This is a genomic window from Thalassotalea litorea (assembly GCF_005843925.1).
GTDB classification, from domain to species: domain Bacteria; phylum Pseudomonadota; class Gammaproteobacteria; order Enterobacterales; family Alteromonadaceae; genus Thalassotalea_A; species Thalassotalea_A litorea_A.
The window spans coordinates 19,619-36,202 of the sequence record NZ_VCBC01000005.1; the positions used below are offsets into that span (position 1 = coordinate 19,619).

The following is a 16,584-nucleotide window of genomic DNA, read 5'->3' on the forward strand; positions in this document are numbered from 1 at the left end:
TAAGATGTTCCATAGATCTTAACGGATTAAGATAAATAAACAGGATTCTACTCGCCAAAAAATGCCTTTTTGATTACCATATACACTTTGACAGTTCATAAAAGTAGTAAATTATGTCACTTCCTCCTTGTCCAAAATGCAGCTCAGTATATGTTTATCAAGACCAAAGCCAACTCGTTTGTCCGGAATGCGCGCATGAATGGAACCCGGCGGAAGTTGCCGATGAAGAAGCCATCAAAGTAAAAGATGCGAATGGTGCATTGCTCGCGGATGGCGATAAAGTAACCGTCATTAAAGATCTCAAAATCAAAGGCAGCTCACAAGTGATCAAAATTGGTACCAAAGCACTGGTTAGACGCGTACTTGATAAAAAAGACCATGAACTTGATTGTAAAGTCGATGGCGCCGGCGAAATGATGGTCACGGCCAAATTTGTCAAAAAAGCCTGATCTTGCCCATAGTCGGCAAGCAGTTGGTTTAGGTTTTTGAACTCAAAATTCCAAGCTCTAAATTCTAAGCTCTAAAGTCAGAGAACGCGCGCTCTGAAACCGAGAAATGCCCCCAAGAATTGAACGTAAGAGCTAACATAAGAGTTAACATAAGAGCTAGTAAAACAGCTAACACTAGAGCCAGGCGTAACGACTAAACTGCGATATCAGTCATTACTTCGATTGCCTGGCGATGCTTTTCATCACGCAGTTTGCCATGCTATTCACGATGCCGCTCGCCATAAATAAAATCCTCGTACCGACACCACCAAAAAAATAAATCGTATGCTTTTTTGTCTGTTTCGTTTAAAGCCTTTACTTGTTTAATCGCCATCGAATTAACAATCGCTGTGTGTAAAAAACGGTGACAACGTATTGTAATCGTGCATTTTTCTGTGCGAAACCGATAGACATGGCATATTCTGTATTAATTGCACTGTGTTACATCTAGGAAAAGTAATGATCCAAATACTCATCAATAAACGCATGTGGCTATTTACCAGGTTATTTACGTGCTTATTTATCGGGTCCTTTGCCTTTGTTTTGATGTGTTACTCGCAACCAGTGTTCGCTTATCAAAGTTATCTGATCAAAAACGTCCAGATCCTGTCTTTTTCGCAAGGTAAATTTTTAGCCCCCACAAATGTACTCGTTACGGATGGCAAAATAAAAGCGATTCAAGACAATATCTCGCAGCGGGATGCCGTAGAGATTGATGGTACGGGTCAATATTTGATCCCCGGTTTTACCGAAATGCACGCCCATGTGCCTCCGCATGAAATATCGGCTGCAGACGTGCAGGATCTGTTCTTTTTGTATAACGCCTATGGGATCACGACAATCCGCGGCATGCTTGGCCATCCATCGCATTTAGAGTTGCGAGAACAACTTGCCAACAATCAAATTGATGGTCCGCGACTAATCACATCTGGCCCATCTTTTAATGGCAATACCGTCACATCGAAAGCGCAAGCAATATCCATGGTCGAGACCCAAAAAGAGCAGGGGTATGACTTTATTAAGATTCATCCAGGGCTCAGTACACAAGCGTTTCAGGCAATGGCAAGTACAGCAACAAAGCAACAGTTTCCCTTTGCCGGACACGTTAGTGCCAGTGTCGGAGTCATAGCCTCGATTAACGCTGGTCAGGCAAGCGTTGATCACCTCGATGGCGTTATGGAAGAGTTGGCACAGCGCTCAGGTTATCAGTTTTCAGGTGATACAGGTTTTTTCGGCGCCGCCTTGGTGGCAGGAATTGATGAGAAACAGATTGAGCCTTTAGCAGCAGAGTTAGCACAGACCTCTGTTGCTATGGTACCAACAGAAACCCTAATGTATGGTTTTTTGTCCTGGCAAAATGCAGCGGTTTCCGCGCAAAAAGACGTGATTAAATTAATGCCAGAAAATGTGGTTGCCCAGTGGCAAGAGACGCGCACATCTATGCAACAAAGCGACTGGTATTCCACCGCCAATATACAAAAACTGTTAAAAATACGAAGAACATTTATTCAAGCGTTTGTTGAGCATCATGGGATCGTTTTAATTGGTTCTGATGCCCCTCAGGTTTTTAATGTACCCGGTGATTCATTACATGAAGAAATGCACTTAATGAAGCAAGCTGGTATGACACCCATGCAAGTGCTTTACGCGGCAACACTTGGTCCAGCCAAATACTTCAATAAAGAGCAGGAATTTGGAGAAATTGCCGTTGGCAGATCCGCCGACATGATCCTGTTGAAAAAAAATCCATTGAACGACATTACGTATACTCGTTCGATCGCTGGCGTAATGACCCGGGGAAACTGGTTAAGCGAACGGGTGATTGAAGGGACTTTAAAGGAAATCAAACAAAAGAATCAAGAGAGAGTCAAACAATGAAAGTTTGGATAGTTTTAATCGGGTTACTTACGTCATCTATGGCTGTGGCGAGTGATGATTCAAAGAGCCTGATACAACTTCACGAAGAGATAACGCGGGCGTATATGCTAGATGGCAATGTAGCACCGTTAGACGAAGCAACCCGTCAGGACTATTTTTTGGTTGCCGGCATTGGCTTGTTAGAAACCAAAGAACATGTATTGCAAACGGCAGATAACTTAAAGGTTACGCAAGTCAGCTTTCACAATGATCGCATTATTATAAATGATGACACAGCCATTTTGACAGGAACAATCAACCCGGTTGGTACGATTATGGGTCATCCACTTCCGCAGCAGTTTCGCTATTTAAGCGTGTTTATCAAAGAGCAGGGCAGTTGGAAACTTCAGGCCCGCTCTATTACACCCGTCCGCAAACCAGCAACGAAAAGCTAACTTATGAAGATAATTAAACAACTGTTTATAATGACAATATTTTTGGTTCTGATGTTATCTGCCTATGAAGGGGCTATGGTCTTAAAAGCCTATATGAACACCCAGGATGTTAAAAAACATTGGTTAAACGAGCAGGTGATAACGATTAAGTTCGATGATGTACCTGCTGAAAGGATCAACATGCTGTTGAGTGTGGAAGATCCAAGTTTTTTTGACCATAACGGTGTGGATTTGAACACCCCCGGCGCGGGTTTAACGACGATCAGTCAGGCGCTTTGTAAAAAGCTGTATTTTGAAAAATTTATCCCAGGTTTTGCAAAAATCGAACAGTCTTTAATCGCGGTGTTCGTTTTAGATAAGTTTTTTAGCAAAGAAGAGCAACTCAATTTATTCCTCAATACTGCCTACCTAGGTCACGTTAATGGCAAAGCCATTTATGGTTTTGAACAAGCGGCAAATGTCTATTTCAATACCACATTTGCACAGCTTAGCGACGAACAATATCTGGCTTTAGTAGCGATGGTGGTTGCACCGAACGGTTTCAATATAAAAACCAAACCAGAATTGAATGAAGAGAGGGTGAAACGCATACAAAAGCTATTATCGGGAGAATATGTACCGCAGGAGGTATCCGATATCTATTACCAGCAAGCAATCTAACCCTCAGTCAATTCGCCTCGTAAACTGCTGGTCATCCGCTTGCGGAGTTCTTCGAGACTTAGCCCTTTGCTGAGCAAATAGTGAAGCTTGGTTAATGCCGCTTCCAGGGTCATATCTGCACCTGACATGACCCCACATTTACTTAGTGCATTACCCGTGGCATAGCCGCCCATGTTGACTCGACCTTTTATACATTGGCTACAGTTGACGATCAAAATGCCATTTTTCCGAGCTTGTTCAAATTGCGCTAATAACGCGGGGTTTTGTGGCGCATTACCGACACCATAACTCAATAAAATCAACGCTTTTACAGGCTGTTGCAATACGTTTTCCACCAATTTTGCCGAGATCCCCGGATACAGATGGACGACGCCGACGGGTTGCTCGGTGATGTTACTGACGGTCAATGTCTGCGACTGGCTTTCATGTACGGTACCAGCGATAACCTTAATATTGATACCCGCTTCCAACAATGGCGGCATATTGGGCGAATCAAATGCATCAAACCCATCCGCATAGGCTTTAATACTGCGATTACCTCGATACAACTTATTCGAGAAAAATAAACCAACTTCATTTATCGGATAGTTGGCGGCAATAAACAGTGCATTTAGCAGGTTTTCCTGACCATCGGAACGCAACTCGGTCAATGGGATTTGCGAACCGGTTACGATCACCGGTTTTGTTAAATCTTCAAGCATAAAAGATAACGCAGAGCTGGTATATGCCATGGTATCGGTGCCATGTAACACCACAAAACCATCATAATCGGCATAGTTGTTCTGGATGTCATCTGCGATCCGTTGCCAATCACTTGGCGTCATATCGGAGGAGTCAATTAGAGGATGATATTCATTGATGGTAAATTCAGGCATCTCACTGCGGAAAAATTCTGGCATTTTCGCGATCGATTCGGTCAGGTGTTTTTTCACCGGAATATAACCACTATCGCTTGCCTTCATACCTATGGTACCGCCGGTATAGGCAATGTAGATGCGTTTACGATGATTTGCTGATTGCATTGTTTGTGTCATAAAAAAAAGCCCCGGTTAACCGGGGCATAAGATAATTAATTAATTTCGCAAGTCAAACAAAAAGAATAAATACCTTTGGGATCATTGAGCTGATTTACTCGTTCAAACTCGATCATCAATTGATTTATTACATTTTGCAGCGCCTGGTTACCTTCAAAAGACTGGTCTGCAGAAGCTTCCGGTAAGAAGGCCTGTGCATTGTCCAGAAGATTTTGTAAAAACAAATCTTTAGGCGATAACTCCCTTTCGATAAGCTTGGTGTCGTATTGCTTTAAACTGGCCAGTTTCGCCGCTGCGGCAACCGCGTCGTCTAAATTACCTAACTCATCGACTAAGCCTAACTCTTTTGCCTTCGCGCCGGTCCACACCCGACCCTGAGCAATTTTGTCTACTTCTTCGGTTGTCATGTCACGATTTTCCGCAACCAAGGTCAGGAAGTCTTGATATCCACGATCAATACTGGTTTGAATGATCGCACCGATTTGTGGATTCAATTTTTGGGTAGGGCTCAGTCCGGCGAAATCTGTAGTACCGATACCATCGGTATGAACGCCGATCTCAGCCAATGATTTTTCGAATGTCATAAACATGCCAAAAATACCGATTGAACCGGTAATGGTGTTTTCTGAAGCCCAGATTTCATTGGCAGACGCGGAAATCCAATAGCCACCGGATGCAGCATAATTCGCCATTGACGCAACAACGGGTTTGCCTGCGGCCTTAAGTAATTCAACTTCCTGACGAATTAATTCTGACGCAAATGCGCTACCACCGGGGCTGTCTACGCGTAATACAACGGCCTTAACCTGTTTGTTTAAACGGGCTTTACGCAGCAACTTCGCGGTGCTGTCGCCGCCAATCGTTCCTGGCTTTTGATGACCATTTAAGATGGTGCCTTTGGCGACAACAACGGCCACTTTATCGCTGGCCGGGTTTTCTACAGGGAACGGATTCTTGGTGGCCTTGAGATAATCTTTAAAATTAATCTGGCGGAAAGAAGCGTGATTTTCACTCTTACCGACGCGCTCGATCATATCTTTGCGAATTTCTTCGCGTGTACGTAACTCATCGACAAAACCGGCACGTAATGCATACTCGGCAAAACTGCCTTCGGATTGTTCCAGTTTTTCCAGAAGTTGTCCTGCTTTCTCGTCGAACTCATTGGCATCTAAATCACGGAAATTGGCAATGTCTCGTTTATAATTCGACCAAAGTTGATCTAACCAGGCTTTGTTCGCTTCTTTTGCGGCATCTGACATATCGTCACGAATATAAGGCTCGACCGCCGATTTGTAGGTGCCGACTTTGAATACATGCTGGGTAATCTTCAATTTATCCAGCGCTTCTTTAAAGTAGACTCGATAACGTCCAAAACCTTCCAACAACATCATGCCGTTTGGATTCATCCAAACTTTATCGGCACTTGCCGCCAGATAATACTGTCCCTGGCTATAGTAGTCGCCAAACGATACAACTTCTTTACCGGATTCTTTAAAGTCGGTAATGGCCTGGCCAATCAATTGTAAATGATGAAGACCCGCGCTCATCAGATTTTGCGGATAAATAACTAAGGTTTGGATCCTGTCGTCATTTTTTGCAGTTTCAAGGACATTGATCACATCTGAGACCAAAATTTCAGGTCGTTCTTCTTCCTGGCCTAAAGATTCTGAGAGTAGCTTATCCATCGGATCGACATAGCGTTTTTGCTCAACTAAATCGCCTTTGAGATTGAGCAATAAGGCTGCGGTTTCAGGGACTTCCACCTTATCAGAGTCATCAAACAATGCTGAAAAGAAAATGATGACAAACAGAAAAAACACCAGATTCAGAAAAATGATCCGGGATGTGTTAATGATTTTCCATAACTTGGAAAATATCCTTTTAAAAATACCGGGTTTATCAGACATATATCCTCACGTCTTGTAGATTGATTATTGGTTAATAATACAATGCATTGAATTAAAATTCTGCAACCAAATCAACCTATTTATGATTGGTTACAATTCCCTTTGCCAATTTTGAGAGACCTGTGCTGACAAACGGCGAAACCTATCAAAAACCATGGGAACCCTAAGTTAATGCCGCGCTTTGCGTGTTACGCCATGCACTTATTACAATTTAGTCCATGGGGAAAGCTTTTATGAACTAAAATGTTGTTATTACTCAATGATTAACGCTGGCCTATGAGGATCTCATGATTAAATTATATGAAGCTTTTGTCAATTTTGTCCTGAAACTCGATTTTATACCCGCCATATTACTTCGATTGTTTCTGGCGCCGGTATTTATCATTGCCGGGTATAACAAACTACAGCTAAGTAATACGGAACTTTCGATTGGCGAACAATTTACGGCGGATCCTAATGTCATCGCCTGGTTTGGCAACACGGAATGGGGGTTGGGCCTGCCATTTCCGGAAGTACTTGCGAATCTAGCGGCCTGGACTGAATTTTTTGGAGGGTGGTTGTTGATCATCGGGTTGGCTGTTCGATTAATTTCCATACCTTTGATGGTAACCATGTTTGTCGCGGCAACATCCGTTCATTTGGAAAATGGCTGGTTTGCCATTACGCCTACCAATCCAGATACGAGTGCAGCGCAGGTTTTAGACTGGTTTGGCTTTGAAGAAGCCGAAGACAGTTTAAAAAATAGCGAAGAGGCGGCGGTTCGGTTAGGACGAATGAAGTCTATTTTGGAAGAAAACGGCAATACTCAATGGCTTTATGGTAAAGGCAATATTGCCATACTCAACAATGGTATTGAATTTTCGGCTACGTATTTTTTGATGCTGTTGGCCTTGTTTTTTATCGGCCCGGGACGATGGTTTAGTCTCGACCATTGGCTTTACAAACCCGAACCGGTCGTTGAATCAACGAGTAATTGATAATCATGCTCTCTGGCTTCGCGTCTTGGATTTAGCTTCAAAGGTTACGACTTACAGGTTTCGCCTCATGAGTGATCACTGAACCGGTGATCACCCATTTATTATGATTGCTATACTCGAAAGCAAAGCACTGATCAAACAAAGCACTGATAACCTGACCGCGGATCGTGAGTGCTTTAAACGCTAGTGTAACGCCATGGATTGTGGTTATAATCGTTTAACATTGCGTACTCGAATCCACGGTTTATGAACCTTCCAATCTATATCGTCAATGCATTCACCGACTCGGATTTTGCTGGTAATCCAGCGGCCGTAATTCCGCTAAAGGAATGGCTTAGCGACGATGTGATGCAAAACATCGCCGCTCAAAATAATCTCTCTGAAACCGCATTTATCAAAAGATCCGCAGCCAACCGCTATGATATTCGCTGGTTTTCGCCACTAAGCGAGATCGACTTTTGTGGCCATGCCAGTTTGGCCTCGGCGTTTGTGCTGTTTAATTTTGAAAAAATGGATGCTGCGATCACGTTTTTCGCAAAAGCGGTAGGGGAGTTCTCGATAACTCAAACCACAAATCAATTGATTCAAATGGAGTTTCCCGAACAATTAGCTAAGCCGGTGCAAACCATTCCTGAAGCACTAATGTCCGGGCTTTCGATTAAACCACAACGGGTATTGCGAAATCGCCAGGCGTATATCGCCGTTTACCCGAGCGAGCAGGATATTCGCACCTTACAATATGACAGTGCCAGATTAAAACAACTTGCTCCGTTTGATGTGTCGGTGACCGCACCCGGGGAAAATGTCGATTTTGTATCACGATACTTTTGGCCCGCTAATGGTGGTGATGAGGATCCGGTAACCGGCTCAATTCATGCGGCATTAGCACCGTTTTGGTCGAATGAGTTCAATAAAACACACTTGTCAGCGCTACAGTTATCGAGTCGGACCGGAAGTTTACAATGTCAGGTAGTGGCGGAAAAAGTGATTGTCAGCGGTTATGCAAAACTGTACCTGCGCGGGACGATAGAGGTTTAATTATTTCAATGACTCTCAATATATCTATTATTTTAGAGGGGTAATCGGCTTGATGGGTTGTAATGGAAAGCCTTACGCCTGCGTTAAAGCCTTGATTGTTCCAACAATTTAATGACATCGCCTTCGAGCTTACTCATCATTTTGTCCATTTCCGGCTTTGAGAAGCTCGGCTTAATGGTTTCACCTTGCTGCAGACTTTTTTCGACTTTCTTTGACGACTCGATGTCCGAGGTCACCAAAGCTTTGATCTGGCCATTTGGCAACATCACCAATTTCGATGGTGTTAAGTCATGCTCGGAAACTGCAAAGCAGACCGAACAATAAGAAATAAATAGACTGATTCCAATACAGAGGGATCTCATCATAACTCATACCTGTTTAATAATTGACACGTCCTGTGGTTAACGGCGGGCATTTGAGAGCAAATACAGGCGCTGATAAAACAATGCGAAATCTAACCTATAGTGTAAGCATAGACCATATAAATTGGAGCGGTTGCAAGATACGGTATTTTGTTTAGGTCTGCATGCCACGTTGATATGTGCTATCTTAGCGTTCAAGTTTCTAATCACACTATCAACAACGAAAATGACTGCTCTGGAACTGCTTCTAAAACGTTTCTCAAATCCAAATCTTACCGAGCCGGCGCCCAGCGGCTTGGTGCTTGAAAATATACTCGATGCCGCCATGGCGGTTCCCGATCATGGCGCTCTTGCACCTTTTGATATTAAAGTGATCCGCGGTGATGGATTGCACCGATTAACCGAGTCTTTCGTGCAAGCTACGCGCGCCACCACACAAGACACGGTAAAGATAGAAAAAGCGGCCAAAATGGCTTTTCGCGCGCCAATGATAATTGTTGTGTCGACCCGTTATCAGCAACACCCTAAAGTTCCTCATCACGAACAGCTAATTACTGCAGGTTGTGCATTACATGCTATGCAAATGGCCTGTGTTGCCCAAGGCTATCAAGGAATGTGGCGCACCGGTGATTTCGCCACGTACCCTGAAGTTAAAGAAGCGTTAGGAGTTAAGGAATGCGACCAAATCGCCGGCTTTCTGTATGTAGGCAGCAGCGCCAGAGAAATACCAGAAAAGCGTCGCAAAGACTTTGAGCAAAGAGTGACGATTTGGGAATAGTTCTTACCCAACGTCCAGGTAAGCAACACACGATCGAAAAAGGCGCCATAAAAGGCGCCTTTTTGATGTCAGCCAAAATAGCTTTATTCGCAATCCGGTTTAGAAGGATGCACTATTTGGTGTTCTTGGGAACGGGATCACGTCGCGAACGTTTGCGATACCGGTTGCGTACGCAACTAAACGTTCAAAACCCAATCCAAAACCAGAGTGTGGCACGGTACCGTAACGACGTAGATCGCGATACCAACTGTAGTCTTCTTTATCTAATCCCATTTCAGCTAAACGGTTATCTAGTACATCAAGACGTTCTTCACGTTGGCTACCGCCAATGATTTCGCCAATGCCAGGTGCCAGAATATCCATCGCCGCAACCGTCTTACCATCGTCATTTAAACGCATGTAAAACGACTTAATATCTTTTGGATAATTTTGCAGAACAACTGGGCCGCCAACATGCTCTTCGGCAAGATAACGTTCGTGCTCTGAGTTTAAATCAACCCCCCAAGACACTGGATTTTCAAATTTCTTACCGCAGTTTTGCAAGATAGTAATCGCGTCGGTGTAATCCATCCGTACGAATTCACTTTTTACAACAGATTCAAGACGTTCAATCACGGTTTTATCAACACGTTGTTGGAAAAACGCCATATCATCGGCTCGCTCTTCTAACACGGCTTTAAATACGTAGCGCAACATTTCTTCGGCTAATGTCGCAGCATCGCCCAAATCGGCGAAGGCAATTTCCGGTTCAACCATCCAAAACTCAGCCAAATGGCGTGACGTATTGGAATTTTCGGCGCGGAACGTAGGACCGAAGGTATACACCTTAGATAACGCACAACAGTAAGTTTCTACATTTAGCTGACCTGAAACGGTTAAAAAGGTTTCTTTACCGAAGAAGTCCTGTCCATAATCGATAGCACCTTTGTCATCGCGCGGTAGGTTTTCCATATCAAGCGTACTGACACGGAACATCTCACCAGCACCTTCACAGTCACTGCCGGTGATTAATGGCGTGCTGATCCAATAATAGCCTTTTTCATGCATGAAGCGATGTACCGCTTGGGCAAGGGTATTACGAACACGAGTGACAGCACCACCAATATTGGTGCGCGGGCGCAGATGAGCCTGTTCACGCAGGAATTCAATACTATGGCGTTTTGCTGCCATCGGATAGGTATCCGGATCATCAACCAAACCAAGTACTTCGACCCTGGTTGCCTGAATTTCAAAAGACTGACCTTTGCCTTGGGATTCAACGAGCGTGCCCGTGACTTTAACCGAACTACCCGTGGTAAGTTTTAATACATCATTCTGATAATTTTCAAGGTCATTAGGCACGACAGCCTGAATTGGATCAAAACAGGATCCATCATGAATAGCGAGAAAAGAGATTCCGGCTTTGGAATCTCGACGAGTTCTGATCCAACCCTGAACAGTGATTGGTTCACCAACTGGGTGTTTACCCGTTAGTACATCAGTAATCGCAGGAACTGACATTATTAACCTCTTAATTAACACAAAATACGTTTTTATCTTTAGGACGCTTGCGCCATAGCTTCAGGTTTTGCAAACCTAGTATAACTGCCGAGCACAATATTTGCTGACATCAGCTTTAAACGCCTTAACGACCTTGGATTGGCTATGTTACCTGTGAGAAATTTAGACTCAAGTAAAACTTTGATAAATTCCGGTAATTTTTAACAAAAGGGCTAAATTTGTGAAGCTTTAGGGGTCTTATGGCTCGCCCTGATGATTTATCACCAATAATTTCAAAGCAATGACGCGGTTAATTCCAAATGTCCGGGTACTGGACAACCTGTTTCACCGCATCGATTAGTTGCTGTAAGTCGTTTTTACTAATGACATAGGGCGGCATGATATAAATCAGCTTTCCAAAGGGCCGGATCCAAACCCCCATTTTGACAAAATGGGCCTGAATTGCAGCGGTATTGACCGACTGTTTGGTTTCCACGACGCCGATAGCGCCTAACACGCGAACATCTGCGACGTTGTCGTGGTTGGCGATAGATTTTAGATCCTGTAAACAGGTTTCAATGTCAATGATTTGTGTTTGCCATTGATTTTCCGCCAAAAGTGATAAGCTTGCATTCGCGGCGCTACACGCAAGAGGGTTACCCATAAACGTCGGTCCATGCATAAACACTCCAGCGTCTCCGGAACTTATTGTGTCAGCAATGGCTTTGGTGCAAAGTGTCGCTGCTAGCGTCAGATAACCACCGGTAAGGGCTTTACCTAAACACAGAATATCGGGGCTAATCTCGGCATGCTCAAACGCAAATAACTTGCCGGTTCGACCAAATCCAGTGGCAATTTCATCGGCAATAAGCAGCACATCGTATTTGTCACACAATAACCGACACTGTTTTAAATATTCCGGATGATAAAAGCGCATACCACCAGCACCCTGGACAATCGGTTCGATAATAAAGGCGGCTAAATGTTGATGATGCTGCGCAAATAGTTGCTCTAACTCTTCGGTTTCTGCGTGATCCCAACATTGGTGAAATTGACTTTTAGGCTGCGGTGCAAATACGCTTTTTGCCATAAAACCCTGAAACAGCTGATGCATACCGTTAACGGGATCGCACACCGACATCGCCGCGAACGTGTCGCCGTGGTAGCCACCCTTAACGGTCATCAATGTATTTTTTTGCGCTTTACCTTTGCTGTGCCAGTATTGGATTGCCATTTTTATGGCAACTTCAACCGCCACAGAGCCACTGTCGGCGAGAAATACTTTGTCGAGGTTTGCAGGGGTCATAGCCACCAATTTTCGGCACAAATCAATCGCGGGTTGATGGGTAAGTCCACCAAACATGACATGGGAAACCTGATCAATTTGTTGATGCATCGCCCGATTAATGGCTTGATGGTTATAACCATGAACGACCGACCACCAGGAAGCCATGCCATCGATAAGTTGTTCGCCACTTTCGAGCGTTATTCTCACGCCATTGGCTTTGACCACTTTATAGGCTGGCAAAGGTTGAGTCATGGAAGTATAAGGGTGCCAGATATGTTGCTGATCAAACTCGATATCACTTGTATATTTTTTGTTCATTCGTAAACCAATGGGATTTTTAAATGTTGACAGGTAAAGGGCGGTGGCTAGACTACCGATATTCATTGGACATTGCAATTCACGCAATGAGAGCTATCCAGGCAAAATCAGCAAATCGAGAATTTCATGGAAGTACAAGCAAACCAGACCTCTGTAGCGGTCATTCGCAATAACTGGACGATAGACGAAGTAAACGGTCTTTTCAATCTGCCTTTTAATGACTTGTTATTCAAAGCACAAACCGTTCACCGTCAACATTTCAATCCCAACGAAGTTCAGGTCAGTACGTTACTGTCTATAAAAACCGGTGCCTGCCCGGAAGATTGTAAATATTGTTCGCAAAGTGCGCGTTATTCAACGGACATTGAAAAAGAAAAGCTGATGGAAGTTGAAAAGGTTTTGGAAGCGGCACAAATTGCCAAATCGCAGGGCTCAACGCGTTTTTGTATGGGTGCGGGTTGGAGAAACCCTAAAGATCGAGATATGCCGCATATTGTTAAAATGGTGCAAGGTGTTCGAGATCTGGGGTTAGAAACCTGTATGACTCTGGGCATGTTAAATTCCGATCAAGCTGAAACCTTAAAAGAAGCCGGTCTGGATTATTACAACCACAATCTTGATACCTCAAAAGAACATTATAACCAGATCATTACCACCCGTACTTTTCAGGATCGTTTAGATACCTTAACCAATGTTCGCGATGCGGGTATGAAAGTCTGTAGTGGCGGCATTGTCGGTCTTGGAGAACAGGCAAGTGACCGAGCTGGACTGTTAATGCAACTGGCTAACTTGCCCAAGCAGCCAGACAGTGTGCCGATTAATATGCTGGTGAAAATTGAAGGGACGCCGTTAGGAGATGTGGACGATTTAGACCCATTTGAGTTTGTTCGTTGTATCGCTGTTGCCCGGATCATGATGCCAAAATCTCACGTGCGTTTATCCGCCGGTCGAGAAGCAATGAATGAACAAATGCAGGCTCTGTGCTTTATGGCTGGCGCCAATTCAATCTTCTACGGTTGTAAGCTGCTAACAACGGCAAACCCAGAAGCCGATGCCGATATGCAATTGTTTGCCAAGCTTGGTATCAATACCGAACGTGGTCGCGCCCAAACAGAAGAAGAACAGTATCAGCAACAGCAATCGTTACAAACAGCAATCGTTAATCAAGAAAATGCCGATTTGTTTTACGATGCGACTCAAGCATAACAAGCAAGCGTTCAATGAAATTTGATTTTTTATCCAAGCAAGTCCAACGTAAGCGGGATAAAGGTCACTATCGTCAGGTAAAACTGCACAGTGACCAAACATCTGGTAAGGTCGATTCGGATCGGCATGCATTGGTCAATTTTGCCAGTAATGATTATCTTGGCTTGAATGGTCATCCGCAAATCATAGAGGCGTATCAGCAAGGGTTGCAACAATATGGCTCGAGTAGTAGTTCATCGCCTCTGATCACCGGCTATAGCCAAGCTCATCAATATCTGGAGCGCCAATTAAGTGAATGGCTTGGGGCCGAGCGCTGTTTGTTATTTTCAAGCGGCTTCAGTGCCAACTCAGGATTGTTTCAGGCGCTTCTTAAAAGTGGACAATTGACTATATTATTCGATCGCCTCAGTCACGCCTCGATGCTAAATCAGATGTTTCACTTTGCCAAGCATTGTCAACGCTTCCACCACAATGATTATTTGGATTTGAACCAACGTTTACAAAGAACCACAGCGGACAACAAACTGGTTGCCGTTGAGGGCGTTTATAGTATGGATGGCGACAGAGCCGACGTTTCAGCTTGCTATGCGCTTTGTAAGCAACATGATGCCGCCCTATATATCGATGATGCCCATGGTATCGGCGTTATCGGTGAACAAGGTCAAGGTAGCGCCGGCCAGGTTTTTACTAATGTTCCTGCAGACGTGACGCAAATGGTGACGTTTGGCAAAGCACTGGCAACAAGCGGTGCCGCAATAGCGGGTTCGCAGCAATTAATCGAATACTTAACAAATTATTGCGGTGAATATATTTTCAGCACCGCAATGTCTGCGGCAAATGCCGCGGCAACATCAAGAAGTATCGATATTTGCCAACAACAAAACTGGCGACGAGAAAAGCTTCAGGAATTACGTCAAATGTTTCTTGAACAATTATCCGCGGATATTAAAACCACCGATTCGAACTCGCCGGTGATCGGCATATTCACGGGCAGTGAAGAGAACACCTTAGCTGTGGCAGAAACCTTAAGGTCACAGGGCTATATTGTTTCAGCGATACGGCCTCCAACGGTCGAACCCGGCAAGTCAAGGTTACGCGTTACCTTGAGTGCGAACCATAACCCTAAGGATATTAGTGGGTTAGCGACTTGTATTAATCAAGTAATGGAAAAGGAGTGGTTACCATGTTAACCCTAAAAAACCGTGAAAAAATCGCGAACACCTTTGGCCAATCCTGTCTAAGCTACGATAAAAATGCTCGATTACAGCGTTTTTCTGGTGCCTTGTTGTGTCAATATTTAGGGCAGTTACCGCATCAGGTGAATGATGCCGGTTTAAGTATTTTAGATCTTGGTTGTGGCACTGGGTATTTTACTGAAAAATTGGCGCAACAGCGCTTTACTGCGATTACGGCATTGGATTTATCCAGTGACATGATCGCGTTTGCGAAACAGCGAGACTATGGTGATAACGCCATTCAATGGGTAAAAGGCGATGCTCATGCTCTGCCAATGTCATCCGCATCGAACGACATTATTTTTTCAAACCTGGTTTTACAGTGGACACAACCGTTAAGTGTTGCACTGAGTGAAGTCTATCGGGTGTTAAAACCCGGCGGCCACCTGATTTTTTCGACTCTGGTCGATGGTACCCTCGCGGAACTTAAGAATGCCTGGGCAAACGTCGATGATGATAAGCATGTCATCGACTATCTGAGCCGTGAGCAAGTTGAGTCGGCGTGGCAACAGGTCGGTTTTGATTCGCGATTCGCGCATAAAGAAGCGGTAGAATTGCCTTATCCGAGCGTTAGACATTTAGCCAGAGAGCTCAAGCATCTTGGTGCGAGTCTGGTCAAAGATAAACGCCAGAAAGGGTTGGTGGGTAAAGAAAAGTGGAAACGTATGACAACACATTATCGGGCAATTGAAGCCGGTAAAACCCAAACCAATCCGGCATCCGAGCAAATACATGCCACATATCAACTGTATACTGCCTGTTTAACTAAACCCACAAGTTAATTCTTTATGACCAATATCCAACCAAAAAACCAAACTGTCTTTGTTACGGCGACCGATACTGACGCCGGGAAAACCTATGTCAGTGAAAAATTGATTAAGTTGCTGGTACAAACGGGTAAAACCGTTTCGGCGTTAAAACCCATTTCTGCAGGTTGTGAATGGCATAATGGTGAACTGCAAAACGAGGATGCATTATGTTTGAAAGCGGCAGCAAATGCGGGACAAACATTGTCGCAAATTAACCCGATTGCTTTCGAACCACCGATTGCTCCGCATATTGCCGCGGCGCAGCAGGGCGACTGTTTAACGGTACCTCGTATTACCAGTGCATTTGTTGATGCACAAAAGGTCCCCGCCGATATTTGTTTAATTGAAGGGGCGGGTGGTTGGCGTTTACCTTTAAACAATCAAGAATTCTTATCGGATTTTGTTAAAAACGAATCAATACCGGTGATTTTCGTTGTTGGTATGAAACTCGGTTGTTTAAATCATGCGATACTTACTTACCAAGCGATGATTCAAGATGGCATTGACGTTATTGGCTGGATTGCGAATCAGGCACAGCCTGAAAAAATGCGTAATCATCAGGACAATGTGGAATTTTTAACGTCGGCAATCGACGCGCCTTTTTTGGGCGAGCTTGGCTTTGGCGACAGCGAAAAAAACCTCAAGCAATCTGTGATTTTGTCCGCTCTGTTTGAAAAAGATAATTGACATCGT

16 protein-coding genes are annotated in these 16,584 nt (G+C 44.2%); 11 read left to right on the forward strand and 5 right to left on the reverse strand.

Going from position 1 to position 16,584, the window contains the following annotated elements; all coding sequences use genetic code 11:
* Positions 1-113: 113 nt before the first annotated feature.
* The 4 genes from FE810_RS05445 to FE810_RS05460 all read left to right on the forward strand — a co-directional run bounded on the left by FE810_RS05445 (position 114) and on the right by FE810_RS05460 (position 3,460).
* Entirely contained in the window at positions 114-449 is a 336-nt protein-coding gene (locus FE810_RS05445) for a zinc ribbon domain-containing protein YjdM (protein ID WP_138319041.1), read from the forward strand.
* 498 nt (positions 450-947) lie between these two features.
* On the forward strand, positions 948-2,366 hold the full coding sequence (locus FE810_RS05450) for an amidohydrolase family protein (RefSeq protein WP_138319042.1): 1,419 nt from the start codon (positions 948-950) through the stop codon (positions 2,364-2,366).
* Positions 2,363-2,800: a nuclear transport factor 2 family protein gene (locus FE810_RS05455; RefSeq protein WP_138319043.1), complete on the forward strand. Its 438-nt coding sequence runs from the start codon at positions 2,363-2,365 to the stop codon at positions 2,798-2,800. The genes FE810_RS05450 and FE810_RS05455 overlap by 4 nt, the downstream gene beginning before the upstream one ends.
* Positions 2,801-2,803: 3 nt before the next feature.
* The gene (locus tag FE810_RS05460) at positions 2,804-3,460 is read left to right on the forward strand and encodes a biosynthetic peptidoglycan transglycosylase (protein ID WP_138319044.1); all 657 of its coding nucleotides are present in this window, start codon (positions 2,804-2,806) and stop codon (positions 3,458-3,460) included.
* On the opposite strand, the gene ansA is transcribed toward FE810_RS05460, so the two are convergent.
* Positions 3,457-4,494, reverse strand: coding sequence for an asparaginase (gene ansA, locus FE810_RS05465; RefSeq protein WP_246036919.1), 1,038 nt, complete (start codon positions 4,492-4,494; stop codon positions 3,457-3,459). The two genes, FE810_RS05460 and ansA, sit on opposite strands and share 4 nt — an antisense overlap.
* Before the next feature lie 35 nt (positions 4,495-4,529).
* Positions 4,530-6,401 carry a signal peptide peptidase SppA gene (gene sppA, locus FE810_RS05470; protein ID WP_138319045.1) on the reverse strand — a complete coding sequence of 624 codons (1,872 nt, stop codon included), beginning with the start codon at positions 6,399-6,401 and terminating at the stop codon, positions 4,530-4,532.
* 287 nt (positions 6,402-6,688) lie between these two features.
* Here sppA and FE810_RS05475 point away from each other — a divergent pair, with 287 nt between their 5' ends.
* On the forward strand, positions 6,689-7,378 hold the full coding sequence (locus FE810_RS05475) for an HvfX family Cu-binding RiPP maturation protein (RefSeq protein ID WP_138319046.1): 690 nt from the start codon (positions 6,689-6,691) through the stop codon (positions 7,376-7,378).
* A gap of 246 nt (positions 7,379-7,624) precedes the next feature.
* Positions 7,625-8,416 (forward strand): PhzF family phenazine biosynthesis protein, encoded by a 792-nt coding sequence (locus FE810_RS05480; RefSeq protein WP_138319047.1) that lies wholly within the window; start codon positions 7,625-7,627, stop codon positions 8,414-8,416.
* Positions 8,417-8,499: 83 nt separating this feature from the next.
* Here FE810_RS05480 and FE810_RS05485 read toward each other — a convergent pair whose 3' ends face one another.
* Complete coding sequence (locus FE810_RS05485) at positions 8,500-8,781, reverse strand: hypothetical protein (protein ID WP_138319048.1); 282 nt, start codon at positions 8,779-8,781, stop codon at positions 8,500-8,502.
* Positions 8,782-9,004: 223 nt separating this feature from the next.
* On the opposite strand from FE810_RS05485, the gene FE810_RS05490 reads away from it, so the two are divergent.
* Positions 9,005-9,556: an NAD(P)H nitroreductase gene (locus FE810_RS05490; RefSeq protein ID WP_138319049.1), complete on the forward strand. Its 552-nt coding sequence runs from the start codon at positions 9,005-9,007 to the stop codon at positions 9,554-9,556.
* Between the two features lie 99 nt (positions 9,557-9,655).
* On the opposite strand, the gene asnS is transcribed toward FE810_RS05490, so the two are convergent.
* A complete protein-coding gene (gene asnS, locus FE810_RS05495) occupies positions 9,656-11,056 on the reverse strand; it encodes an asparagine--tRNA ligase (protein ID WP_138319050.1) in 1,401 nt (466 codons plus the stop codon).
* Between the two features lie 289 nt (positions 11,057-11,345).
* Positions 11,346-12,641: an adenosylmethionine--8-amino-7-oxononanoate transaminase gene (gene bioA, locus FE810_RS05500; RefSeq protein ID WP_138319051.1), complete on the reverse strand. Its 1,296-nt coding sequence runs from the start codon at positions 12,639-12,641 to the stop codon at positions 11,346-11,348.
* A gap of 126 nt (positions 12,642-12,767) precedes the next feature.
* On the opposite strand from bioA, the gene bioB reads away from it, so the two are divergent.
* Genes bioB through bioD form a run of 4 tightly spaced genes read left to right on the forward strand, consistent with a single transcriptional unit; the run spans position 12,768 to position 16,578 of the window.
* Entirely contained in the window at positions 12,768-13,847 is a 1,080-nt protein-coding gene (gene bioB, locus FE810_RS05505) for a biotin synthase BioB (RefSeq protein ID WP_138319052.1), read from the forward strand.
* Between the two features lie 14 nt (positions 13,848-13,861).
* Positions 13,862-15,037 (forward strand): aminotransferase class I/II-fold pyridoxal phosphate-dependent enzyme, encoded by a 1,176-nt coding sequence (locus FE810_RS05510; RefSeq protein ID WP_138319053.1) that lies wholly within the window; start codon positions 13,862-13,864, stop codon positions 15,035-15,037.
* Entirely contained in the window at positions 15,031-15,864 is an 834-nt protein-coding gene (gene bioC, locus FE810_RS05515) for a malonyl-ACP O-methyltransferase BioC (RefSeq protein WP_138319054.1), read from the forward strand. The genes FE810_RS05510 and bioC overlap by 7 nt, the downstream gene beginning before the upstream one ends.
* 6 nt (positions 15,865-15,870) lie before the next feature.
* Positions 15,871-16,578, forward strand: coding sequence for a dethiobiotin synthase (gene bioD, locus FE810_RS05520; RefSeq protein WP_138319055.1), 708 nt, complete (start codon positions 15,871-15,873; stop codon positions 16,576-16,578).
* The last annotated feature ends 6 nt before the right edge of the window (positions 16,579-16,584 follow it).